The sequence below is a fragment of the Paenibacillus pectinilyticus genome (assembly GCF_001700435.1).
Lineage (GTDB): Bacteria > Bacillota > Bacilli > Paenibacillales > NBRC-103111 > Paenibacillus_E > Paenibacillus_E pectinilyticus.
Map to the genome: position 1 here is coordinate 559,771 of NZ_LYPC01000027.1, position 24,434 is coordinate 584,204.

The following is a 24,434-nucleotide window of genomic DNA, read 5'->3' on the forward strand; positions in this document are numbered from 1 at the left end:
TCCATCTAACGTATGAACAAGTGAGAGGCTCAAACTGTTGTTTTCAGTTTATCAATCCATATCTTCAGATGAGGCGAATTTCGGCTTTTCATTTGGTACGCCAGGTACGGACCAGTGTGAGGGGCCAAATTTTTTGTTGCGGTGGTCATGATGAGCCCTCCAATCAGTTTTACTTGTATTATTCACCTAATTTATCTAATAATGCATATGTGACAGCAGGTGCAGATTGATGGTCTTACTTGATAAACAAGTTTCCGTCGACTTCTATGGGACATAACACACTGCATGATCGATGACAACAATTAAAATGTGTTTCTCCATGTATTTGGCCTCCTGTATACTGATCTTCTAGTTACAGGTGTTATTGTACGGCCGTTATATAGATAAAACAAATTACGTTATTTGCGTATACTTATAAAATAATTTATGAGAAAATACCTTCCTAAAGGAGGCATGTATGTATGAAGTCTTATACCTCTGACCGAATAAAAATCCCTCCTGGGTTTTGGACAGGATTACTTCAATTAGGGATAGCAGCCCACGATGTAGCTCGTAAAGCACGATTGCCACTCACAATAATTACGGAACCCGTAATCACCACCGCGCAATATTTCGCGATCTGGCAGGCTTATTCGGAGCTAATTGGTGAGATAGCCACAGGAATCATCAAGCTTGCGACCGTCTTTGAAACAGCGAAGTACCCACCGGCTGTTTTAGCAACTTACCACGCTCGTGACTACCGCGACGCTTTACACAGGATGGCTCGTTACAAACAAATGTGCCCCCCTGAAAGCTTGCGAATCATCGAGGAGAGTGAGCACTGTACAATCGAACTGGAGTTTCTGAATACCGTGAGACCGGTTCCACCGATTTTGATTGGTATCACACTGGCGTTTCTTCTGGAGCTTGGCCGTCGGGGCACAGGTCAATCTTTGACGGCACGGTCCGTCGAATTTTCAAGTGCAATGGGCGATGTGCAAGCTCTTGAAGATTACTTTGGTTGTCGTGTCCGCATTGGTGCAGAATGTAACCGATTGACGCTGAATCGAAGAGATCTGGACCGACCCTTTGTCACATACAACGAAGAATTGCTGGAGATCCTGACGCCCATTATGGACCGATCGTTGGATGAACAGTATCGCAGTACCTCAATTGTCGAGGCGGTCAAATGGATCATGAAACGCAGTCTTACCGGAGGGCACCCCGACATTCAGTCTGTAGCGAAGGAATTAGGTATGAGCGATCGTACTTTGCAACGCCGACTCACTGACGAAAACACAAGCTTCAAGCATCTGCTAACACAAGTTAGACATGAGCAGGCAAGAGAGTACTTGGCAGACCCTTCGCTTGATATTAAAGAAGTGGCTTTCTTGATTGGATATGAAGACCAGAATTCGTTCTACCGCGCCTTTCGCCTATGGGAAGGTGATACGCCTTCAACTTGGCGTGTTAAACAAGAAATTTGGCGCAATAGGCTAGTTACTGACTGATCCAGACAAGGTAATATGATCTCTATCCGGAGCACAAGGCGCTTTGAGAAAAGGAGAAATGTTATGGATATGGGATTAAAGAATAAAACAGCATTAGTTACAGGATCAACGAAAGGTATTGGCAAAGCTATCGCCATTGAACTTGCCAAAGAGGGTGTTCATGTCCTTATTAATGGACGAAACTATGAAGAGGTAGAACGCATTCTAAATGAAATAAAGTCGGATTTTCCGGCTACATCTCCTCAAAATGCTACAGCCGATCTGGTAGATATTGAGCAAAGAGAAGCTTTGTTTGAGAAATTTCCTTCGATTGATATTTTGGTTAACAATATGGGGATTTATGAAATAATGCAGTATGAGAATATTGACGATAACACGTGGGAAAAATACTTCCGCACGAATGTGCTTACTGCAAATGGATTATCTAAATATTATTTACCTCATATGTTGAAAAATAAGTATGGCCGCATGATTTTTATTGCGAGTGAGGAAGCTGTCATGCCTTCAGGATTAATGCCTCAGTATGGGATGACCAAATCTATGCTATTATCCTTGTCAAAAAGCTTATCAAAATTAACCATAGGAACAGAGGTTACTATCAATACGATCATGCCAGGACCAACACTCTCTGAAAATGTGTATCAAATCATTGAGAGTATGTACTCTGACGAAGATATGACTTTTGCAGAAAAAGAGAAAAGATTTATGACGACAAACCTACCTCAGTCTGAAATACAGCGGTTTATCAAACCTAGTGAAATTGGCAGATTAGCTACATTTGTGTGTAGTCCTTATGCATCCGCCTTTAAAGGTTCTCCAATCCGAATGGATGGGGGCATGGTACCAACTATTTTTTAATATTTTTTAGATTTAGTTATTGAAAAAGTATCCAGTATCGCGCGGAATGAAAGAAATCCCATCATGCAACCTGCATGGTGGGATTTCTTGAGTGATGTCCATCCAATGTGCGAGCTCAGATCGGCCGACACCCGTTTGGCGAGCTAAGCCGAAGGAAGAGATTAGCTTAAACCGTATTCCACCTGAGATTGGCGAGTTGGAGCAATTGGACCAGCTTATCATTCAATACACCTCGATTAATGAGCTGCCGCTCGAGCTAGAGAAGCTAAAGCATTTACGAATTTTGAACTTGGGCATGTGTATGATCGATCGGAAGCCTCATTTCCTCAATGGGATGAAACAACTGAAATTCATTAATATCTCTCGGGATTATGGGGAGGTTGACCCCAACCCACTACAAGCGTACCGTATTTATAGGAAATGACCGATATTACAGTTTACTTTAGAGCTGAGAAGAACTACATTTAGAGTATAAATATAAGTTAGAAATTTGATTGATTTCCTACCGTCATTTTCCAGAAGCCTCTGGATCAACAGGGACTGGTGCAAGCCAGTCTCTTTCATTCCGAATAAAGGAGAACATACATACATGAATCTAAGATCTCTTTTAGGAGCTAAGGCTTATTTTATTAAAATGGTGCTATGGATAAGTATGGCCATTCTCATTCTTGTTGTCGTTCTTTCCACTGTGGTGTATATCAATTCACAGAATCTGTTGGTCAAAAATGAATATGCGTCCAATCAAAAGATACTTTATCAAGTCAAGTACAATATGGAATTCATGGATCAGACGATCTCCAACTTATCTAAATTCCTTTATCTAAATAGTGATGTAACCGCTATCATGTATGCAAAATCAGAAGATATGGTTGCCGTTTCAGGCCACATGACGAAACTCGTCAGTTCTGTAACCTCAGCGAATCCATATATTCATTCTATTGGCATTTATAATCGGAATTTGGATCAATCGTACAGCTTGGGATTTCCACTCTTTTTCAAAGATCAGATGCTTTACGATTTTATTAATTCGAATCAAGCACTGCCTAAACTGAAACCAATTTTTCGTGATATCAAAAAACTAGTTAATGGCGTAACCGAGTCTGAGTATGTTTTCTCTTATTTCATCTACGAAACCACATCGAATGAGATGAAGCCAGATGGTGTCGTCGTCATTAACGTAAAACCACAGTGGTTGATTGAGAATATTAACCAAATTAATATGATTGATAAGCGAAAGGGAGATAATGTCTTTATTCTGGACCAGAATGGCGAATACTTGGATGATGGAACGAATGACCCTGCTATTAAGGATTGGCTGAAAGCTGATTTTTTGTCATATAAAAAGGAGCATCCACAGGCAGATCGAGATGGTTTTTTTCAGAGCAAGCACAATGGAACGCAATACTTAGTCACGTATACCAATGTCAATAGCGCTGGGATGACGCTGTTAAAAACGCAGCCAGTCCTTGAGATCTATAAATATATCAACAGTTTAAAAACAAGTATTATCCTCATCACACTGATTTTCCTAGTCATGGCTGTAGTGATGTCCGTAGGTATTTCCCGGAAAATATATCAGCCAGTAGGGAAACTTGTGAACTCGATCATGTTGGATCGGATCCGTAGATCGGATAAAGACGAGGTCGTCGATGAGATCTCTTATTTAAACACGGTATACAGACAATCTATGGAGATGCTCGATCATTTTGATAAGGAAAAGGTCCAATATAAAGATGTCATGAAGCATTACTGGTTAAGTCGGCTGCTTACGGAGAGTTTATCTATTGGCAGATCTGAGTTAGAAAGCATTTTTAAAGAAATGAGGATTTCTTTATCTTTGAACGGCTCCTATGCGATATGTTTATTGAAGATTGATAACTATAAGGAATTTCAACATACGTTCCATGCCAAGGATAAAGATACGATTCGCTTTGCTTTAATCAACATTGCTTCTGAAATAATGGGCAGAAAGTATGCGAATGAAGGACTTGATATGAAGGATGATCATGTCGTATTAATCGTAAGTATTCCAGATGACGACGACCAATTTCCTTCTCATATTGTTCCGCTTATTCAAGAAGCGCAAGAGAATGTTTCCAGATTTTTCAAGGTGTCCTTCACGGCATCCATCAGTGATCAGACGAATCAAATGACGGGTCTTCACAGTTTATATAATAAGGCGCTCGATCAAGCAATGTATCGCTTAGTGTTAGGGCATGCCTCTGTCATTACGTACGAAACGGTGAAGAAGAATATGGAAAGCAAAAAAACAGGATATCCCAAAAATCTGGAGGATTTGTTGCTAGAAACCATGAAGTCGAGCGACATTACAGCGATGGAGGGGGTATTGGCGAACATTTTCGAGGAGGTGGCCACGCTAAATTATCACAATGCCTTAGTCTCGATCATTAGGCTCGTCGATGCTGTTATAGAGAAGCTGGAAGCGATGAAAGTTACGGTTGTACCATCCTTGCATCTTTCTTCCATCAGCCGCAATATGCTAGAGAAGGAGACGATTGTCGATATTCATAGCATTATTTTAGCTGCGCTTCAAGATTCGTTCAAAAAAGATTACGAGGGAAATGCCAATAAACTGAACTACTTTTTGGTTGACGCGGTCACGGAATACATTCATAACCATTTTCATGATCCTTCTTTGAGTCTGACTTCGATCGCTTCTATTATGAAAATTTCCACAAGAAATTTAAGCAAAATATATAAGGAAGCAACGCACATATCGATCCCTGATTTTATCAACGAATATAGATTAGCTAGAGCGGCAGAGCTTCTAATTCAAGATAATCTAAGTGTTTATGAAATTACGGAAAAAGTCGGAATCTTGAATGAAACCTATTTCTTCAGCATGTTCAAAAAAAAATACAAGGTCACACCGAAAGAGTATGCCTTGCGAAGAAATATGACTAATTTGAATCCTAAGTGAAAGGGGGAAAGCCGTCAGCTAATTCACATAATCTGATAGTCGGCAACGGACAGACTGGCGTAATCGCCAACTTGATCTCCTAATGCAGAAGGAACTATCTGGCATACGCGGTAAGCGTGAGGAAGCGCCTCCTTTTGAAATTCCTGTAGGGTATAAGCTTCAAGCAGGTCGCGCTGCCTGGCATAAATGCTGCCAATGACAATCAGCTCTGGATTCAGAAGGTCTACCAGAATAGCTAAACCTCTCCCAAGCTGAACTCCGACAATTTGAAACATCTGTAGAGCTGTAAGATCCCCTGATTGAGCAGCCTCCGCAATTTTCTGAGCGGTGATTAATTCCAAGTGCGACTCCGATTGGCAAAAGCTTGGAGGCTGCCCGCGCGTCAAAGCCTCCATCGCTTTCATTCGTCCCCATTGGGCAATGCCGCCTCCACTACAGAATCCTTCAAAGGACCCTTCCTTGCCGTAACCGATGGGTCCAGCAGGCTCAAGTCGGATATGACCGATTTCACCAGCCATATCATTCGTCCCCGCGTATAGTTTGCCATCCAAAATAAGACCGGCGCCCATGGCCGTACCAAAAGTTAGGAATATCATATTGCGCGTTCCGATGCCAGCTCCCCACCGCCATTCCGCCAAGGCGCAGGCATTGGCATCATTCTGTAAGCCAACAGGAACACCAAATCGTTCCCTAATTGATGTAACAATAGGGACATGATCCCAACCAGGCAAATTCGGCGGTGAAAGGATAATGCCGTGTTTACTGTCCAGCGGCCCACCGCAGCTGATGCCAATCGCTGCAAGTAAACCTTCTTGCTCTGCCAATAATTGTTCTAAGGTAGATATCAGATGCTGAATGGTCTCATGCGGGTCTTTGGGTGTCGGGAATTGAACTTTACTAAGTATTCGAATTCCCTGATCCAACTTTGTTCCGATTGTTACGGCACATTTGGTTCCTCCAATATCGAGGCCGGCAAGCATACTCATCCGAAAAACTCCTTTTCCAGCATCGTACAGAGGATGTGATAAATCGGTAAGTGACGCTCCTGAATATCCGGCGTTCGCTCCCAGGGCACCGTGATGGTCACGTCGCATAACGCTTTTACATGGCCACCGTGTTTTCCGGTCAATCCAATCGTGTGCATACCCAGCGCTCTCGCAGTCTGAACAGCGCGAAGCACATTCGTGGAATTCCCAGAAGTCGTGAGAACCATAAGGACGTCCCCCTTTTGACCATAACCATACACTTGTTGAGCAAATATCATCTCCGGTTCTACATCATTGGCAAAGGCGGTTATCAATGCGGAGTGATTGGTTAGGGAGATGGCAGGAAGCGCCTGCTGCAGATGATCAGCTAAGTAAGTTCCCACTTTATGATCCCATTGTTCGACTAAGGTATCGCGGAATGATAAGGAGACAGGCCTTTTGGATAGAAAACCCTTCATAAGCTCCCCGACAATATGATCACAATCGGAGGCACTGCCCCCATTACCGCACAATAGTATTTTTCCAGATAAATGGTAAGTATCTGCGCATAATTGGAACGCCTTACGAATATCAGAAGTACATGCTTCCAATTCTGGATAACGCTCTACGAGTTGATGCATATAGTTTTCCAATACATGTTTGTCCATTGTAAAATCCCCCTATCGACCAATCGCATCGGCTTGAAAATCGTTAGTAATGGCAGCAATTTGAGGCAGCCAACGTTTATAAGTATCCAAAGAGAAGGCAGGGAAACCAAGAAGGTAGTGATTCCCATAGGTGTGTCCATCAATGTTCCATTCCATAAGAAATAGTTGCTGCTTGGCATGAGAAATAGGAATTTGGCCTAACTCGGAAGTTCCATTAGCCTCCACATCAAACTTCCCTTCTAACAGCGCTTCATTCGAATCTGCCTCCCAGATACGAAAGGTACCAGCAACGAATTCTCTAGAATCATTACCTGCTGCTACCCTGACATGCCAATTCGCAGGTTCGTCGATCATGATGCAGACAGGGAGCTGAACACGCTTAATATAGTGAAAGGCGAGCTTCTTTCCGTAGTAATAATCGACAACGCTATCTGAGAATTGCGGCCACCCGTCGATCATATTCCACCAGATAATCCCTGTTTTTCGCCATTTTTTGAGTCGGGCCGTCTCGATGAAAAATTTTTTGGCCTCAGCTTGGGAAATTTGCGAAGCGAGGATGAAGTCCTCCATAGATTCAGGAATAGCGCCGAATAGTTCCTTTATTTGATTCGCCATTAATTGAATGCGCGTCGCGTTATGCCCTTGTGAACCACTAACTTCAGTTGCGTGAGTAATCCATTGTTCGTTCTGGCTATCGAATGGCCATAGATACTCGGGTTCGATGAATGTCTGGATAGAAGATAAATTAGGACAGCCATGATAACCGATTTCACTGATAAAATGATCTGTACTCGTCTTATAAAAGCTGCTTTTATAATAATCGCGCGGCCCCCATAGATGTCGTTCGGGAGCTAAGTTCATGTTCCCTGATTGGATAACTTCAGGTGACAGATAGGGCGAGCTTGGCAAATATGCCCGGTGAGGATCATATTGCTGGATAACTTGCGGAAGCACGGTTCGGGTGATCCGATTTACGTTAGGGTCAGGCAGACCAAACCACTGATACGCCTCGTCACATTCGTTATCGCCGCACCATAGGACAAGAGAGGGATGGTTCCGTAGTTTGCGCACAACGGAGCTGGCTTCGCTTCTCATGGCTTCGCTGAATTCGGGTGTTTGTGGATAGACCGCACAGGCCATTGCAAAATCCTGCCAAACCATCAACCCGTGACTGTCGCAAAAATTGAAAAACGCATGGTCCTCGTAAACATTTCCTCCCCAGCAGCGGACCATATTGCACCCTGTTTCACAGAACAGCTGAAGTGCACGTTCGTATCGACTGACATCTCGGCTATGAAATGCATCCATTGGCACCCAATTGGAGCCTTTGCACATAATCGGAGTATGGTTAATTTTGAAAAGAAATTCACCTCCCGATTCCGCGGTTGTCGTTTCGGTACGAATGAATTGGACGTGACGAATGCCTACCCGCTCTGTACGCGAAGCCAGGACACATCCCTGATGGATCAATTCAGTTGTAACCTCGTATAGAGGAGATTCTCCATACCCATTCGGCCACCAGAGATGAGGATTCTCAAGGGAGATTGTCAGGTTGCCAACATGAAATAAGACTGGCTTACTCATTTGGAACTCGGATGCTCCCGACTTACCGGTTACCCTAATCTCCAATCCATGATAAAAATACGCGGGATCTGTTGCCACTCTGTAAAACAGTCCGATCTGTGCGGCCTGAAGATTCTTATCTACAGATAAGGTGTAGAAATAAAGATCGGTCAAAGCATGATCCTCACATACGACCAGAGAGACGGATCGCCAAATACCTGCCGAAACCGCACGGGGCATAATATCCCAGCCAAAGCTATGAGCAGCCTTTCTTACGAATAATTGCTCTCCGTTGGTAATGGGACCATAACAAATCGCATCCGTGCTGCGTTCCATAGCTTCTATGATGGGGGAACGCAACCTGACGAATAGCTTATTCACCCCATGCTGTATCAAAGAATTCGTTGTCGCGAGCTTAACTTCAATAAACATATTGTCGCTCGAGCCAATTTCTTCGCCATTCAGCCAATAGGTTGCGTAGCAGTCCACCCCCATGAAGAGCAACTCAGTTCGTTTGCCTTCCATCGTTGACGGTACAGTAAACTCTAGGCTGTACCACCATTCATATAACTCGAAGGGACGGAGTTCATTGATATTCGTTCCCACGAAAGGTTCGGGAAGAAGACCATCACGGACCAAATCCAGCTCCACATTCCCCGGTACAGAAGCATGAATCCAAGGTATTTGCAAACGACTCAACTCATCTGGATAGTGAATATGCCGTTCTCCTTGCGGAAAATAAAAAAGCTTCCATTGTCCGTCTAGGCACAATTCATTTGTCATAGAGAAACCTCCTTGTAATGGTACATACTGCACCTATTGTATAAAGGAGTTCGTATTAAAACTTATCGTATGTTCAGACGAGTTGCACGATTTTCGGATAATCGTAAATTCTGATAACTCAGAGTGAGTAGAAAGTTAGGAGGCTATCCATTTTTGAAGAAAAATGCCTAATGTGCAATATACTTTATCGTTACCATGGCCTAATGTTGAAGTGTGACAAGTTTTTATAATGGAAGGAGTTGCGTGCCCATGAATCCAAAGAGCCGCCGACAGACTGCGGAAGCATTCATTTTTGTAAAAGAAGAGAACATGTCTATCCGATACCGTCCTTTAGCCAAGGAGGTTATGGTAGTAAGGAGTCATGCGGATGAGAATCATCCAAACAATATCATTTACGCAGAGGGAATAGACTATGTTGTCGATTACGATCGCGGTGTCGTACGCCGGACGAAACAAAGCCTGATTCCAGATTGGTCCCGTCACGAATTATACGGTCAAACGGTGTTTGATCATACAGTGTTCAAAAATTGCAGTAATCGTGAATTTACGGTGTATGGGGATTATGTGTATGATAACGATCCATTTACGGACAGCTTCGTTGCCCATGATAGCGGAAAAGGAGCTGGGGTGGAGCGATGGCTTTCCAAATTGCAAACCAGCGAGGAGCGTTCCATCGTTGTTTTTGGTGACAGCATTAGTGCAGGAGGGGAAGCGAGCGAAGAAAAGTTTATGTACTTCAATCGGGTTCATCAATTTCTCAATGACTACTACCCGAACAGCCGAATCCGTCTGATAAACAAATCAGTCGGTGGTGAAACGAGCACAGCTGGAAAGAATCGCATACAGCGCGATGTCATTCCTTTGCAACCAGATCTCGTGATCATCGGATTCGGTATGAACGATCAGAACAAATATGGGGAAGGGGTTGGCGTTTCGCCGGTGGATTTTGAAAGCAATCTACGTCAAATGATTGAGGCTGTCAAGGAGTTGGACAACAGCGATCTTGTGCTCGTGACGCCTTGTATGCCAAATCCGAAATGGTGGTATGCCAGCGGATCGACGGGCACGTATGCGGAAATCATTCGCCGGCTGGGCCGGGAATACGGTATCGGCGTAGCTGACGTCACTGCGATTTGGGAGCAGGAACTGGCCGCAGGCAAATCGGCGGAAAGTCTGCTCCTGAATAACATCAATCATCCGAATGATTATGGCCACTGGCTTTATTTCCAAGCTTTCATCCCGCTGCTGAAGGAAAACCAAAAGATAACCGAAACGGAAAAAGCTTGAGAAATCAAGCTTTTTTGTCATTCAACGCCTTCATAAAACCCGCCGTCCTGCGTGGGGTGACAACCCGTACTTTCTTTTAAAACAACGGATGAAATATGGTAAGGAATTAAAGCCGGAAGCCAAGGCTATTTCCGTAACAGGTAAGTTGGAATTGAACAGCAGCCTATGCGCAAATTGAAGTCGGTGCTCCTGGACATAGTGCTGAAACGATTGGCCCATGATATGACTGAATTTTTCGCTGAAATAATTGGGGCTCCATGAGGAATGCGCTGCAGCCTGTTGGAGTGTTATGGGTTCGCGAAAATGGAAATCGATATAGTTCAAAGCTTTACGCAGCTTTATTCGTTCAGGCGCTTCGCTAAGTGATGTATCTAACGTCACTTGAGGTTCCGTTGGAATCATACGCAGGATATCGACAAGCATCCTATCTAACGTGGCACGGATGGCTTGTTTTGTACCTATTCGTGATTCCGAGCTTTCCTTCATTAACCTGCGGCATTCCAATTCCATGTAAGCCAGTAACGAGTTATCACAGCGGATCGACAAGCGATCCGGCTGTTGGAAGAGCAAGAGTCGCAGTTCCTCATCGAGCCATTCCTCGGTAAATTTCATATTGATGAGACGAAGCGGGTGGCCTGGATCAGGAATAATCGTATGGAAGTCGACGGGGGTCAAAAGATATACCGATCCTGCGAGAAGCAGGGATGACTCTCCGTTCATTATTTGTGTGCCACTACCAGATAATATAATCTCCATCTCGAAAAATTCATGGCCGTGCAATTCGTGAATTCGACTTACCTCATACTCAGAGATACTGAAATGGAAGGATGGGGAGAGGAATTCATCGATCATATATCGATAGGGCATTTGCACTCTTCGCATGACTACGCTCCTCTCCGTGTATTCTTCTTGTCCAGTATACAATATCAAGTGAATTCGGTGGAGGATGCAGCTTGGTTTTTCCATGATAAACACATAGGTTAGAGTAACTACTTAGAATTATAGTTTTTAAACTTCATGGTAAAGCAGTTACCTACACATTTTTGAAGGAAAATACCTAGATTACAATATACAATCCCTAAGCCATCGCCTAAAGTTGGGTTATTAACAAAGATGGCAGTCAAAATTAAAGGCTAGGATGTGTTGAATGGATGGTAAGGATTTTCAAGAAAAATTTCGGAGTGACCCTGCTGGCACTGCCTGGATTCCTGTTGATTTTACTTTTTAATTATGTACCACTTTACGGATTGCTGCTTCCTTTTAAGAATTATAAGTACAATCTTGGCATTTGGAACAGTCCTTGGGTCGGGTTAGACAATTTCGGCTTCTTATTTAATGGGAATGTGCTGTATCGCGTTCTGCGTAATACGCTTCTGTATAACGCTGTTTTCATTATATTGGGGACGTTCCTCTCCATTATTATTGCCTTATTATTATTTGAGCTCAGCCGTAAATTTGTGAAGGTGTATCAAACGATCCTGTTCATTCCTTATTTTATTTCTTGGGTGGTTGCTGGCTTTGCGTTTAGGGCGTTGTTTGATATGGAGCATGGCGTTATCAACAGTGTCTTAGTTGCAGTGGGTAAAGCGCCGATCCTTTGGTATAGCGAGCCGCAGTATTGGCCTTACATTCTAGTGGCTGCAGCGGTTTGGAAGGGACTTGGTTATGGATCAGTGATCTACTACGCTGCTCTCATGGGCATTGATTCTGAGTATTATGATGCAGCCAAAATTGATGGAGCCAGTAAAATTCGGCAGGCGTTTTCCATATCCGTGCCTATGATTAAACCGATGATCATTATGTTGGTTATTCTTCAAATAGGAAGTATCTGCTACAGTGATTTCGGTTTGTTTTACAATGTGACGTTGAATTCATCCTTGATCTATCAGACAACAGATGTCATTGATACATTCGTGTATAGATCTCTTATTGATATTGGTGATATTGGCATGGCTTCAGCAGCAGGTTTTTTCCAATCGATTGTTGGATTCTGCTTAGTACTGATAACCAATTTCATCGTAAGAAGGATCAATCCAGAAAACTCACTTTTCTAAGGAGAATCGTCTATGAATCCTCAAAGATCAATTCGTGTACGGCCGCCAATTACAGCGGGAAAATTAGTCATTCATATCCTATTTATCTTGTTATGCGCAGTTTGTGTGTTTCCCTTTCTTGTCATTATAGGAACCTCCTTTCAAACGGAAAATGACATTATTAAATATGGCTATTCCATGATTCCTAAAAATTTTACATTCGATGCCTATAAGGTGATCCTGCACGATCCTAAGGTTCTGCTGAATTCTTATCTGGTTACGATCGGTACGACAGTCGTAGGTTCTTTAATCGGGATGTGGGTAACCACGACCTACGCATATGCGCTTTCGCGCAAAGACTATTCCTACCGTTCGTTCCTTGCCTTTTTCATATTTTTCACCATGCTCTTCCATGGCGGGATGGTTCCTTCCTATATCCTCATGGTGAAATGGCTGGGCCTCAGAAATAATATCCTGGCACTCATCTTGCCATATTTGATTAGCGGTTGGTTCGTGCTGCTGATGAAAGGCTTCTTGCAGACCATACCGGATGCGATCATTGAGTCAGCGAAAATGGATGGCGCAGGGGAGCTCAGGATTTTCACGCAAATTGTGCTGCAGATATCCAAACCAGCCTTGGCTACATTAGGTCTGTTCTTTGCACTCCAGTATTGGAATGATTGGTGGCTGACCTTGCTCTATATGGATCAGAATAGCTTGATGAAGCTGCAATATTTACTAATTCGTGTTCTCAAAAATATGGAGTATTTGAACTCGAGCGAGGCCATTCAATATGGACTGGTGAAACCAGGTATGCAAGTGCCTTCCTTGAGTGCTCGCATGGCGATGTGTATTTTGGCTGCAGGACCGATGCTGCTTGTGTTCCCACTGTTTCAGAAGTATTTTGTGCAGGGGATAACGGTAGGTTCGGTAAAGGGTTGATAGTTTCAGATGCAGGAAAAACACGCTGCGTCTGTAAATTATATATAAAGACGATATAAGGGAGGCATCCACGTGAAAGGTCAAAAAGTAAAAGCTTCAAAATGGTTTGGACCAGGAACATCCGTCTTGCTTGCAACAACGATTGTAATTAGCGGTTGCAGCACAACTGAGAAAAAGAATGAAAGCGCTAGCGCTAGCCCAGTTGCTAGTACGGCGGCGGCAACTACGAATCCGACGAAAGATTTCGTTGATATTAGCTGGTTCATGCCAAAACCGATCGACAACATGAAGGATCAAGAAGCGGTTGAAGCGGTAGCGAACAAACTGATCAAGGAAAAAATTAATGCAAATGTGCACTTTAACTTAATTGATAACGCGGGCTGGGAAGATAAGATCAAGCTGAAGTCAGCTGCTGGCGAGCCCTACGATCTCGTATTTACCTCAAACACATCTAATAATTTAAATGCGAATGTGCAAAAAGGCGCCTTTATGCCGCTTGATGACTTACTGCAGAAGTATGGGCAAAATATTTTGAAGAAAGTAGATCCGCGTGCTTGGAAAGCTGTTACGTACAAAGGGAAGATCATGGCGATTCCTGCTCAGACACCTTACAGTCCGGCATCTGCGTATGTATTTAAGAAAGATTTAGTTGAGAAATATAAATTCGATTATAAGAATGTCAAGAGTCTCAGCGACTTAGAGCCATTCTTAAAAACGATTAAGGAAAATGAGCCGAACATGATTCCAGTCATTGCAACGGCCAATGGAGCGACTTCTGGCGTAGGGTTACCCGACTATACAACCGTCGTAGGTGGCATATCTTTCAGCGAGAAGGAAGGGAAATTCGTCAAAACCCTTGATATCCCGCAAAACTATGAAAATTATAGAATCATGAATGATTTCTATAAGAAAGGCTATATTGCCAAAGATGCCGCAATCAAGACGGATTATCTGGCTGAAGCGAAATCAGGGAAATATGCCGTACTTCGTGATTCAGGCGGTTATACCGAGGATGGGTCGAAATCGACAAGCACGTATGGATTCCCAACCGTTGAAACATTCAGCTCACAGCCGACCATTTCAACGGCTTCCATGACGGCTGCTGCGACAGCGATTAGTGCAACTTCGAAGAATCCAGAAAGAGCTATGATGCTGCTCGATTATATTTGGAGTGATAAGTACTTATTGAATACACTTGCTTATGGCGTGGAAGGTAAAAATTACACGGTTAAATCGGGTACGGTTAAAGATCCTAACCCAACGATCGAAGCCAAAACCGGTGCTGAACAAACATGGGCGATTTGGCATAACTGGCTCGGGCCTCTTTGGGATCAATGGGATTCCAACTGGAATTCAACGAAAGCTTTGGAAGCGATGAGAAAAACGAATGAAAACGGCAAGGCATCTGGTCTGCTCGGATTTGTCTTTAATAATGAACCTGTCAAAACGGAGATTGCTCAAATCGGTGCTGTTAATAAAGAGGCGAATCCGATCTTTACAACGGGATCCATGCCGGACTACGCGAAGTATGTTGAGGATACGAAGAAGAAACTGGTTGATGCAGGTATAGATAAAATAATGGCAGAGATTCAGAAGCAATATGATGCTTGGAAAGCTGGAAATTAAATAATGACATGATCTTATGACACAATGACACTGCTGACTGAGGGCAGTGTCATTGTTTCCAAAAAGCAAATCCATTGGAAAAGGGAGTGTAATGATGGTTAGAAAGCGATTAGGTATTCTCCTTACCTCATTTATTGTGTGCGCTTTCATATTTGTTTTTCAGTCAGCGGATGTTAGCGCGGAAGCCACCAGACCTGATACAGCTTATGTAATCGATGAGGATTTCTCGTTCTTATCCTCCTTGACACCAGGGAATAGTCAGCCGTCCGGGTGGGATGTTCGCGCTGCAGGAGGGGCTTTGGTCAGCCTGTATAACACAAATTTCAAAATCAGCGATACGAGCACGGTGCTGCCCGTTTCTATGAAAAAGAAATTTGTTGCGCAAAACGAAGGTACACTAACCATGGAATTCCGGATAAAGCCTATGTCGATCATTGACGGTTTGAAATGGCAGCTGCTCAGTAACGATGTTGCAGGCGTGAGCCTAATAACGCAAAATAACACGCTTAGTCTGGAGACTTCCGCAAACACCGTGCTGCCCTTGCAAACCTATGCAGCGAACATAGAGTATGGAATTAAGGTTGTCATCAACTTGAACGCGCATACAACGGATGTGTACATCAATGGTGTAAAGAAGGCAAACGGAGCATCGTTCAAAAATGCGGTAACATCACTAAACCAGTTTCAAGTGCAAACAGGCGACGCCTCCATGGGGGATTTCTACTTTGGTCCATTGAAAATCTACAAAGGGTACGTCGTCAATGAAAGGCTCATTTCGGTCGTTGACGGTGGCGCGATTCCGCAGGATTGGACTGCGGTTACGTCAGGCGGCGCAATCACTGTGGGCAGTATGCTTAGTTCCCCGCAGCCAGATATCAACAGCATGAAGCTGAGTGCGGCTAGTAGCACCGGCAGTATGAGTCTGTCGAAGTCGATATCGCAAATAGCGGATAATTTTACCTACGACTTCAAGGTTCTTTACAAGCAGAAGGCGGATGGATTAGAAGCTGAGCTAAAAAGCGGAACGACGAGCGTCATCAAACTAACGACTGCGGGCGATGACTTGGCTTATGTCAACAGCAGCGGGCAAACTGTCTCGCTGAAATACAAGTATTTAGCGAATCTGTGGACGCACATTCAGATCAAAGTGAACTGGGCGACGGCTACAGCGGATATCTATATCAACGATAAGCGCAGCGATGAAGTTGTAGCACTGGCTCCGGGCGCGGTTTCCGTCGACACCCTCAAGTTCACGACCTCCTCTGCGTATCGGGGGGAGATGTGGCTGGATGACATTCTCTTGTATAAAACAGTTCCCCTCCCAGCCGACTATGTGCCGGCTCCTGTTGCGGTCAGTAAGAGCGTGGATGCTCCGCTTGTGGGCGTCCAAAGCTGCCCGATGTGGCGGGAAGGGCATCATCTGGGGTGGGATATGATTCAGCCGTACCCAGATCGGACACCTCTTCTTGGTTTTTATGATGAAGGCAACCCGGAAACGGCGGATTGGGAGTCGAAATGGCTGGAAGAGCACGGGATCGATTTCCAGATGTCCTGTTGGTTCAGGCCACTTGGTGGAGACACCAATCGGATGCCGATAAAAGATTCGTATTTATCCCATGCTTTGGATAACGGTTATTTTAATGGTGCGTATAGCGATCAAACCAAATTCGCAATTATGTTTGAAAACCTCAATTCCAAGGTCAAGGATGCTGAAGATTTCCGAACGAATCTGATTCCGTACTGGATTGAATATTATTTTAAAGATCCGCGTTATTTGAAGATTGATAACAAACCAGTCTTCACCATTTATAACTATGAGGAGATGATAAAAGCTTTTGGTAACAGCATTTCGACCGCTAAGACGGAACTGGACTACTTGCGAAGCGAAGTGAAAAAAGCGGGGTTTGCGGATATAATCCTGCTCAATGTTTATAACGGAACAGACCCACAGCAGTTGTTGAACCGCAAGGCTGTCGGTTTTGATGGCGTGTATGCGTATTCCTGGGGCTCCTTCGGCGGCCATCCGGAGTTTCAGAAACTAAAAATGACGCAGGAGAAGGATGCCGGCGCCATCGATATTATCCCTGGTTTGAGCATGGGCAGAGATGATACAGCTTGGGGCCTGAACTTCGGTTATTATGCGACGCCGTCGGAATTCCAGTCCTTGGCACAGTGGACGAAGGATAGCTTCATGCCCTCACTGTCTGCGGGCAGTCTAGGTAAAAAGCTGGTGATGCTAGATAACTGGAATGAGTTTGGAGAAGGTCACTTTATTATGCCTGCTGGGCTAGCTGGTTTCGGTTATGTGGATGCGATTCGCAATGTGTTTGGAAACAGCGAACCGCATACGGACAGTGTGCCAACGCAGACTCAGAAAGATCGAATCAATACCCTATATCCGGCTGGGAGAGTGGTTCCTAATTTAAACCAACCGCAGCCAGTGATGACGAATGTCTACGGGATTATGTGGGAGTTCAATACTGCCGGAGACGCCGAGGGCTGGACAGTTGAGAAGCAAATTGTGGACGTGACGGTTCAGGACGGCAGTTTTTCGGGGGTAACGAATAACACGGATCCCGGCATACGTTCCGCTGATCACCTCGGAATTAAGGCGGAAGATATTCCTTATCTTGTGATTCGAATGAAGAACAGTGCGAATGATATTGACGGCCGCTTCTTCTTTACGACGGAGACAGATGGAACCTGGGATGAGGCTAAGGCCGTCGGCTTCTATGTCAATCCGTTGGATAGTGGCTATACGGAATACATTATTGAGGCGTGGAGAAACAAGAACTGGACGGGGACGATCCGGCAATTGAGGATCGATCCGATTTCCGCTGTGGGACCGATCAGTATTGATTACATTCGAACGATTTATTCGCCACAGCCCGGTATTCGGACTTATGTAGACAGCACGTATAAACCGTTCAGCCAACCAGCCCTCTTACAGGATGGCATCGTCATGGTTCCCATGAAAGACATGTACTTGCAAATAGGCGCAAAACCGGAATGGGACCCTGCGACGAATACGCTGTTGGCAGTGAAAGATAACGTCGTCCATAAAATAAAGGTCGGTGATCTCACAGCTTTCAAAGGTAGTCAGGCGATTACGTTAGAGAAAGCACCTGTCAAGCTTGCCAACGGAACGGTGATGGCACCGCTTAGCTATCTTCGCCAAGCTTTTGGCGCGATTGCCAAATGGGATGCAACTTCGCAAACCATCCGTGTATATCCAACGGCGATCACATATGATTTTGCGACGAGTGCCGGTTGGACGGCTAACAGCCAAATCTCGAATCCCGTCGTGGCGAATGGCGTATTCAGCGGAACTTCAAATGGGATTTCCGGAAGTGTGCAGCCTGCTATTCTTTCACCAGACGCTTTGAATATTGCGGCTTCTGATATTAGGCGGATTCGCGTCCGAATGAACAACATGACAAGCGGCGATGAGGCGAAGATTTATTTTACGACGACCGGGGATACCAGTTGGAATGAGGCGAAAATGATCTCTTCCTATATACTCCCGAACGATTCCGTCTATCGAGAATATGTGTTTGATACGTCAAGCTTAGCTGCTTGGACGGGAACTATTAAACAGCTCCAAGTGGTGCCAACGACGGCTTCCGGAGTTTTCAGTTTGGATTCCGTACAATTGGAAATAACGCCAACAATTGCGCTAAAAGGAGATAATCTCATTGAAGATCCAGGATTTGAAGGAAGTAAAACTTCACAATATGGGCTGCAGAATGTTACATCTGCTGTAAAGGATACGACACAATCTCATAGCGGCCATCAGTCCATTAAGATCACGAAAGCGACACGTTACGGCAGTATTAGTTTTCCAGTGAATGTGGAAAAAGGTAAGCCGTATACGTACTCAGCATGGGCAAAGTTGGCTGCAGGTAAGACGACCAATGAAACCTTGAGGGTGGGAATCCAATATAACTTGGACGGGGGGCCTCCCAAACAACTCATTATATTCACAAGCCCTGGCCTAAAAGCGGCAGATTGGACACAGATCGAAGGTACTTACACGATTCAGGAATCAGGAGTCGTATCGAATGTTCTGATGTATCTCTATACGGAGATTGACAATCCAGGCGGTGTTTACTATGTCGATGATGTTGCGGTTAAGCCAATAACAGATTCGGGAAGCTCGGTTTGGGTTCATCCATCAGATATCAGTTTAGGTGCGACGTCAATGTCGGTAGGTGTTGGTAAAACCAAGGCATTGGTTCCTGTGTTCACACCAGCGAATGTCAGCAACAAAGAGTTAATATGGCGTTCGAGCAATCCGAGTGTTGCAACCGTGGATGTGAACGGCATGGTGTATGGTGCAAGCTTGGGCACAGCAACCATAACGGCAACATCGGTAGACGGGGGTAAAGTGGCAACGGTGCTCGTAACGGTAGATGCAACGGTTGCGGTTACGGGGCTGTCGCTAACGCCAACCACGCTTAGCTTGCCGCTGGGCATCCAGCAAACGATTGTAACGAATATTACCCCGGCAAACGCAACGAATAAGGGGATTAAATGGGAATCCGTGAATCCCCGTGTGGCTGTCGTCGCTGCTGATGGAACGGTTACAGGAATGGGAACGGGCTCAACGCAAATAAAAGCAACCTCGGACGATTCGGGCATTGTGGCCGTCGCAACGGTTAACGTAACAGATCCGACAAATGCGGTGAAAGGAACGAATCTTATCGCAGACCCGGGTATGGAAGGCAGTACATTAGCGGCTCCTAATTACACGTATTTATCCGTGCCTACGCTAACCACAGATGAACATCATTCCGGCCTGCAATCCTTGCTTCTAACGAAGACAGATCGATACGGAGGTGTCAAATTCCCTGTCTCTATTGAAAAGGGGAAACCGTATTACTACTCGGCCTGGGCGAAAATAGCATCTGGTTCTACCACAACTGAGACGATTAGGATCGGCTTGCAATATAAGGTAGACGGTAATCCTATACCTATTCAGTACATTATGTTTTACAGTCCACCTCTCAGCTCTACCGCATGGAAACAAGTTCAAGGGAGCCTTATCATCAATGAAACAGGGGTTGTAACAGAGCCAACTATGTTTTTATACACGGAAATTCCGGGTGCCGGCAATCCTTTTTATGTTGATGATGTTGAAGTCAGACCGCTAACGATTGCTGCAACGGGATTGAGTTTAAATAAAAGCACACTAACGTTGTCCAAGGGGCAACTCGAAACGATTGTGCCAAGTGTGCTGCCAATAAGTGCAACCAACAAAGCAATTAATTGGGTTTCAAGTTCACCGACTGTGGCGACAGTTAACGCCAGCGGTACGGTTACAGGCGTTACCTATGGCGTGACAACGGTAACAGCAACAACAGTAGACGGCGGTTATCAGCAATCAGTTACCGTGTATGTAGATGATGTGCCGCCCGTTACGATCAGTGATGCACCATCCAGTTGGCAGTCGACGGATCAAGTTGTTCATTTGACAGCTAACGACTTGGAAAGCGGTGTAGCAGGTACGTTCTACAGTCTGGATAATGGGGCTTACGTAACCGGGAATGTTGTTTCAATTGCTGGTGAAGGCGTTCATTCTCTGAAGTACTACAGCAAGGATTTAGCCGGTAATCAGGAGGCGACGCAAACCGTTACTGTCCGTATCGATGGAACGGCTCCAGTAACAACTTCAGTCGTTGTCCCATCAACACCGGACGGAACGAGCGGCGCCTATATCAGCCCTGTTACGGTCACGTTAAGTGCTTCTGATAATGTGTCTGGTATTGATCAGATCGTCTATAGCGTAAATAATGGAGCGACATGGACGCCTTATACCGCTGCGCTTACCTTTGATAAGCAGGGGACCTATACGCTCCAGTACCGAGCGATCGACTTAGCGGGCAATAGCGAGACAGCGAAGAGCATAAGCTTTAATCTCGCCGCTACAGCTGTGAAGGTTCAGCTAAAAGACAGCACTGGCAATCCTTTAAGCGGTGGTATTGTGAAATATTTGGACGGCACATGGAAAGACTTTGGTGTAACTGATGCCTCTGGCTATGTGAGTAAGTCGTTAAGTGAGAAGAGCTATCTCTTCACAATGACTTATCAAGGCAAAACGCAAGAGCTTACGCAAGATATTGGAACTAGTGCAAGCCTAGTATTTCAAACAGAGTTGGTTCAAGTACAGCTGCAAGACAGCCAAGGGAACCCATTAGATAGCGGCAGCGTGAAGTTCTTCTCCGCCGGCAGTTGGCGGACACTGGGCACGACGATCGGTGGGAAAATCAGCTTGGAAGTGTTCCCTGAAACGTATACGTTTGGGATGACGTTTGAAGGGAAATACAAGGAGATTGTTCAGAATACAGCAGCCAGCAGCACTGTTGTTTTTAACACAGTGAAGGTGAATGTGCAGTTGAAGGACAGCCAAGGCAATCCACTTGATGGAGCCGTTGTCGACTATTATTCAGGCGGCACTTGGAGGCCGATGGGCACAACGGTTAGTGGAGAAATTAGCCGGGAATTATTTGCCGATTCGTATACGTTCGGTTTGACGTATGCAGGCAAACGTAAAGAAACGATCCAAAATGCAGTCACGAATCCAGTCGTCAGCTTTCAAACCGTGAAGGCTACTCTGCAAGTGAAAGATAATGCAGGTAATCCTCTCAGCGGAGGTAGTGCCAAGTTCTACTCGGGGGGAAGCTGGCAGAACCTCGGACCAGCAATATCGGGAGAAGTTAGTAAAGAATTGCTGCCCGGAAGTTATACGTTCAGCATGACGTATGGCGGTACGACAAAGGAAAGCACGCGTGATATTGGTGTTGATCCGATTGTTGTATTTCAATATTGAAATAAGGTAACTACACAGGGAACCATTAAAAAAGGAGTTTATCAAAGTGACCAAGATAAAAGTAGGCATTATCGGTTTAGGAGAAGTTGCGCAAGTGGTTCATTTGCCGATACTGGAGTCACTGTCTGAGAAGTATGAGCTGACAGCATTCTGCGACATTTCGCAGATGCTGTTAGCTAAGATGGGCGAGAAATATCGTGTGAAACAGTTATTTACAAACGTCTATGACATGCTGGAACAGTCGGAGCTTGACGCTGTGTTTGTGCTGAATAACATGGAATATCACACCGAATGTACCGTTGCGGCATTGAAGAGGAACATTTATGTTTTCGTTGAGAAGCCAATGTGTGTGACGCCAGCGGAGGTTCATGAGATCTTACAAGCGCGCGATGCGTCTGAAGCTCAAGTCATGGTTGGTTACATGAGACGTTTTGCTCCAGCCTATCTTCAAGCGATTGAAGAGGTAAAGTCGCTTGGTTCGATTGTGTACGCCAGAGTGCGGGATATCATTGGCCCGAATCAATTTTTCACGCGTCAATCTAGTCCTATCTATCGTTTCAATGATATTCCCGCTGAAGCGGTTCAGGATCGCAAAGAGCGGAATGCCAGATTGATGAGAGAGGCGATTGGCGAATTGCCAGATGAGATGTATGGCGCCTATGGCTTGTTGCTCGGACTGAACAGCCATGACATTTCAGCAATGCGAGAGCTAATTGGCATGCCGATTCGGGTTAAAGCAGCATCTGCTTGGCTAGGCGGAAGATTCAAGAATGCCATTTTCGAATATGACGGCTTCAATGTCACCTTTGAGACGGGGATGGATCAACAAGGCAGATTTGATGCGCATATCGAGGTCTATGGCGAGAACAAGTCCGTCCTCATCCAGTACGATACGCCGTATATCAGACAACTGCCAACTACGCTGCATATCAGCGAGACGATTGGAGACAGCTTCGATCAATCAACGGTTCGACCGACCTACAAGGATGCTTATGTGGTTGAACTGGAATACTTCCACGAAGTCGTTTCGAAGGGAATACCGCCCAAAACGACACCAGAAGATTATTTGCAGGATCTCATCATTTTTCAAATGATTATGGAAGCTATTCAGAAATAATGTGAAATAGGCCGAACCACACCAAGTAACAGGTGGGTTCGGTCTATTATTTTAATTTTGACCTTCAACTACAGCGATACGGAACGTAGATCCGTTACTCATTACCATTTTTAGAAGATTTGACGTAATTTAGAGTATACATTCAGGCAGGTGTTAGCTACTTTTAAACTAAGGATTTGGGAAATTGTCCGATCTACTCAGCATACTCGAAATTCAAGCGGAGATGAATTCAACATGGAGAAGATACAGGTTCGTAATCGTTTAACACAGGTCAGAAAAAAGCTGCAAGAAGGTCAAGTAACACTAGGTTTCATAGGTGGGTCAATTACAGCAGATAGCAGCGTGATGGCGAATTGGCCAGAGCCTGTCGCGCGTTGGTTTGTCGAATCGTTTCCTCACGTTCACTTTACGGTTGAGAATGCAGCGATTGGTGCGACTGGAAGTGATTTGGCTGTATTTCGTGCAGAGCGAGATGTAATTAACCGTAAATGTGATCTGACCTTTATTGAATTTGCTGTCAATGATTACAATACACCTTCTGAACAGCGGATGCGGGCGAGAGAGGGATTGATCCGCAAGCTCTTGGCTGATGGACATAGTGAGCTCGTAATTATCTATACGTACTGCCAGAAAATGTACGAGGAGATGTCGCAGGGTGAGGTCCCAGCCAGCATCTCTGAATTCGAAGAATTAGCAGCGCATTACGGCATCAGCTCGGTTTGGGTGGGGCAGCATGCCTGGCAGGAAGTGAAGAAGGGCCGAATGACCTGGGATGAATGGCTGCCGGATGGGCTGCATCCTACCTATCGAGGCAGTCTGAGTTATGGACAGTGTGTGATTGCGTATTTGGAAAAAGTATTGCTAACGATTCCCGACGAGGAGAGTGTCGTAACCGAAATTTCCCTTCCGACACCTTTAAATATCCATCACTGGGGCCATGTGGAAACACTTTCGTTGGATACGGTCCAGTTGGAAGGACCTTGGATGATCAGACGAGCAACGGCTCACATGCCTAGGGTTGATCAGATTTTGACCACATCGGCCATCGGCGCGAAGCTATCCTTTTCATTTAACGGCAAAGGGTTAGCGCTAGCTTTCGATTTTGGCAAAAAGTCAGCTGAATTCACGTATAAGCTCGACGGAGGTCCTGAGATCACGACTTGTCGGGATCGACCGAACTGGTGCGAAGACGCGGGCTGGTTACGCATCTACTGGATCGCTGATGATCTGGAAGAAGGCCTGCATCATATTGAGCTGCAGGTTGTTCACGGGAACCGAGAGGAATGTTCAGGGACGAATTTCCATTTGGCTCTTATCGGAATCTTAAAATAA

The 24,434-nt window shown here is 44.9% G+C and carries 15 protein-coding genes; 11 read left to right on the top strand and 4 right to left on the bottom strand.

The window, feature by feature from the left end; all coding sequences use genetic code 11:
* Positions 1 to 461: 461 nt before the first annotated feature.
* The 4 genes from A8709_RS24245 (at position 462) to A8709_RS24265 (ending at position 5,289) form a co-directional block, all read left to right on the top strand.
* Positions 462 to 1,490 (top strand): helix-turn-helix transcriptional regulator, encoded by a 1,029-nt coding sequence (locus A8709_RS24245; RefSeq protein WP_065855988.1) that lies wholly within the window; start codon positions 462 to 464, stop codon positions 1,488 to 1,490.
* Between the two features lie 63 nt (positions 1,491 to 1,553).
* On the top strand, positions 1,554 to 2,348 hold the full coding sequence (locus A8709_RS24250) for an SDR family NAD(P)-dependent oxidoreductase (protein WP_065855990.1): 795 nt from the start codon (positions 1,554 to 1,556) through the stop codon (positions 2,346 to 2,348).
* Positions 2,349 to 2,442: 94 nt separating this feature from the next.
* Positions 2,443 to 2,772, top strand: a complete 330-nt coding sequence (locus A8709_RS24255) for a hypothetical protein (RefSeq protein ID WP_065855992.1) — start codon at positions 2,443 to 2,445, stop codon at positions 2,770 to 2,772.
* A 165-nt stretch (positions 2,773 to 2,937) separates the two neighbouring features.
* The gene (locus A8709_RS24265) at positions 2,938 to 5,289 is read left to right on the top strand and encodes an AraC family transcriptional regulator (protein WP_065855996.1); all 2,352 of its coding nucleotides are present in this window, start codon (positions 2,938 to 2,940) and stop codon (positions 5,287 to 5,289) included.
* 23 nt (positions 5,290 to 5,312) lie between these two features.
* Here A8709_RS24265 and A8709_RS24270 read toward each other — a convergent pair whose 3' ends face one another.
* Genes A8709_RS24270 through A8709_RS24280 form a run of 3 tightly spaced genes read right to left on the bottom strand, consistent with a single transcriptional unit; the run spans position 5,313 to position 9,268 of the window.
* The gene (locus tag A8709_RS24270; RefSeq protein WP_065855999.1) at positions 5,313 to 6,275 is read right to left on the bottom strand and encodes an ROK family protein; all 963 of its coding nucleotides are present in this window, start codon (positions 6,273 to 6,275) and stop codon (positions 5,313 to 5,315) included.
* Positions 6,272 to 6,922: a D-sedoheptulose-7-phosphate isomerase gene (locus A8709_RS24275; RefSeq protein WP_065856001.1), complete on the bottom strand. Its 651-nt coding sequence runs from the start codon at positions 6,920 to 6,922 to the stop codon at positions 6,272 to 6,274. The genes A8709_RS24270 and A8709_RS24275 overlap by 4 nt, the downstream gene beginning before the upstream one ends.
* A gap of 12 nt (positions 6,923 to 6,934) precedes the next feature.
* Complete coding sequence (locus A8709_RS24280) at positions 6,935 to 9,268, bottom strand: glycoside hydrolase family 2 protein (RefSeq protein WP_065856002.1); 2,334 nt, start codon at positions 9,266 to 9,268, stop codon at positions 6,935 to 6,937.
* Between the two features lie 249 nt (positions 9,269 to 9,517).
* Here A8709_RS24280 and A8709_RS24285 point away from each other — a divergent pair, with 249 nt between their 5' ends.
* Complete coding sequence (locus A8709_RS24285; RefSeq protein WP_065856005.1) at positions 9,518 to 10,555, top strand: SGNH/GDSL hydrolase family protein; 1,038 nt, start codon at positions 9,518 to 9,520, stop codon at positions 10,553 to 10,555.
* Positions 10,556 to 10,585: 30 nt separating this feature from the next.
* On the opposite strand, the gene A8709_RS24290 is transcribed toward A8709_RS24285, so the two are convergent.
* Positions 10,586 to 11,437 (bottom strand): helix-turn-helix transcriptional regulator, encoded by an 852-nt coding sequence (locus A8709_RS24290; protein ID WP_065856007.1) that lies wholly within the window; start codon positions 11,435 to 11,437, stop codon positions 10,586 to 10,588.
* Between the two features lie 269 nt (positions 11,438 to 11,706).
* On the opposite strand from A8709_RS24290, the gene A8709_RS24295 reads away from it, so the two are divergent.
* The 6 genes from A8709_RS24295 to A8709_RS24320 all read left to right on the top strand — a co-directional run bounded on the left by A8709_RS24295 (position 11,707) and on the right by A8709_RS24320 (position 24,434).
* A complete protein-coding gene (locus A8709_RS24295; RefSeq protein WP_065856009.1) occupies positions 11,707 to 12,609 on the top strand; it encodes an ABC transporter permease in 903 nt (300 codons plus the stop codon).
* A gap of 12 nt (positions 12,610 to 12,621) precedes the next feature.
* A complete protein-coding gene (locus A8709_RS24300; protein WP_065856011.1) occupies positions 12,622 to 13,530 on the top strand; it encodes a carbohydrate ABC transporter permease in 909 nt (302 codons plus the stop codon).
* Positions 13,531 to 13,602: 72 nt separating this feature from the next.
* Entirely contained in the window at positions 13,603 to 15,156 is a 1,554-nt protein-coding gene (locus tag A8709_RS24305; protein ID WP_065856013.1) for a DUF3502 domain-containing protein, read from the top strand.
* Between the two features lie 94 nt (positions 15,157 to 15,250).
* Entirely contained in the window at positions 15,251 to 21,985 is a 6,735-nt protein-coding gene (locus tag A8709_RS24310) for an Ig-like domain-containing protein (RefSeq protein WP_065856014.1), read from the top strand.
* A 46-nt stretch (positions 21,986 to 22,031) separates the two neighbouring features.
* Entirely contained in the window at positions 22,032 to 23,102 is a 1,071-nt protein-coding gene (locus tag A8709_RS24315) for a Gfo/Idh/MocA family oxidoreductase (protein WP_208607739.1), read from the top strand.
* Between the two features lie 234 nt (positions 23,103 to 23,336).
* The gene (locus tag A8709_RS24320; RefSeq protein ID WP_065856018.1) at positions 23,337 to 24,434 is read left to right on the top strand and encodes an SGNH/GDSL hydrolase family protein; all 1,098 of its coding nucleotides are present in this window, start codon (positions 23,337 to 23,339) and stop codon (positions 24,432 to 24,434) included.

Coding starts and splice junctions, on each gene's coding strand:
- A8709_RS24245 (WP_065855988.1), top strand. CDS start 462: ATGAAGTCTTATACCTCTGACCGAATAAAAATCCCTCCTGGGTTTTGG.
- A8709_RS24250 (WP_065855990.1), top strand. CDS start 1,554: ATGGATATGGGATTAAAGAATAAAACAGCATTAGTTACAGGATCAACG.
- A8709_RS24255 (WP_065855992.1), top strand. CDS start 2,443: ATGTCCATCCAATGTGCGAGCTCAGATCGGCCGACACCCGTTTGGCGA.
- A8709_RS24265 (WP_065855996.1), top strand. CDS start 2,938: ATGAATCTAAGATCTCTTTTAGGAGCTAAGGCTTATTTTATTAAAATG.
- A8709_RS24270 (WP_065855999.1), bottom strand. CDS start 6,275: ATGAGTATGCTTGCCGGCCTCGATATTGGAGGAACCAAATGTGCCGTA.
- A8709_RS24275 (WP_065856001.1), bottom strand. CDS start 6,922: ATGGACAAACATGTATTGGAAAACTATATGCATCAACTCGTAGAGCGT.
- A8709_RS24280 (WP_065856002.1), bottom strand. CDS start 9,268: ATGACAAATGAATTGTGCCTAGACGGACAATGGAAGCTTTTTTATTTT.
- A8709_RS24285 (WP_065856005.1), top strand. CDS start 9,518: ATGAATCCAAAGAGCCGCCGACAGACTGCGGAAGCATTCATTTTTGTA.
- A8709_RS24290 (WP_065856007.1), bottom strand. CDS start 11,437: ATGCGAAGAGTGCAAATGCCCTATCGATATATGATCGATGAATTCCTC.
- A8709_RS24295 (WP_065856009.1), top strand. CDS start 11,707: ATGGTAAGGATTTTCAAGAAAAATTTCGGAGTGACCCTGCTGGCACTG.
- A8709_RS24300 (WP_065856011.1), top strand. CDS start 12,622: ATGAATCCTCAAAGATCAATTCGTGTACGGCCGCCAATTACAGCGGGA.
- A8709_RS24310 (WP_065856014.1), top strand. CDS start 15,251: ATGGTTAGAAAGCGATTAGGTATTCTCCTTACCTCATTTATTGTGTGC.
- A8709_RS24320 (WP_065856018.1), top strand. CDS start 23,337: ATGGAGAAGATACAGGTTCGTAATCGTTTAACACAGGTCAGAAAAAAG.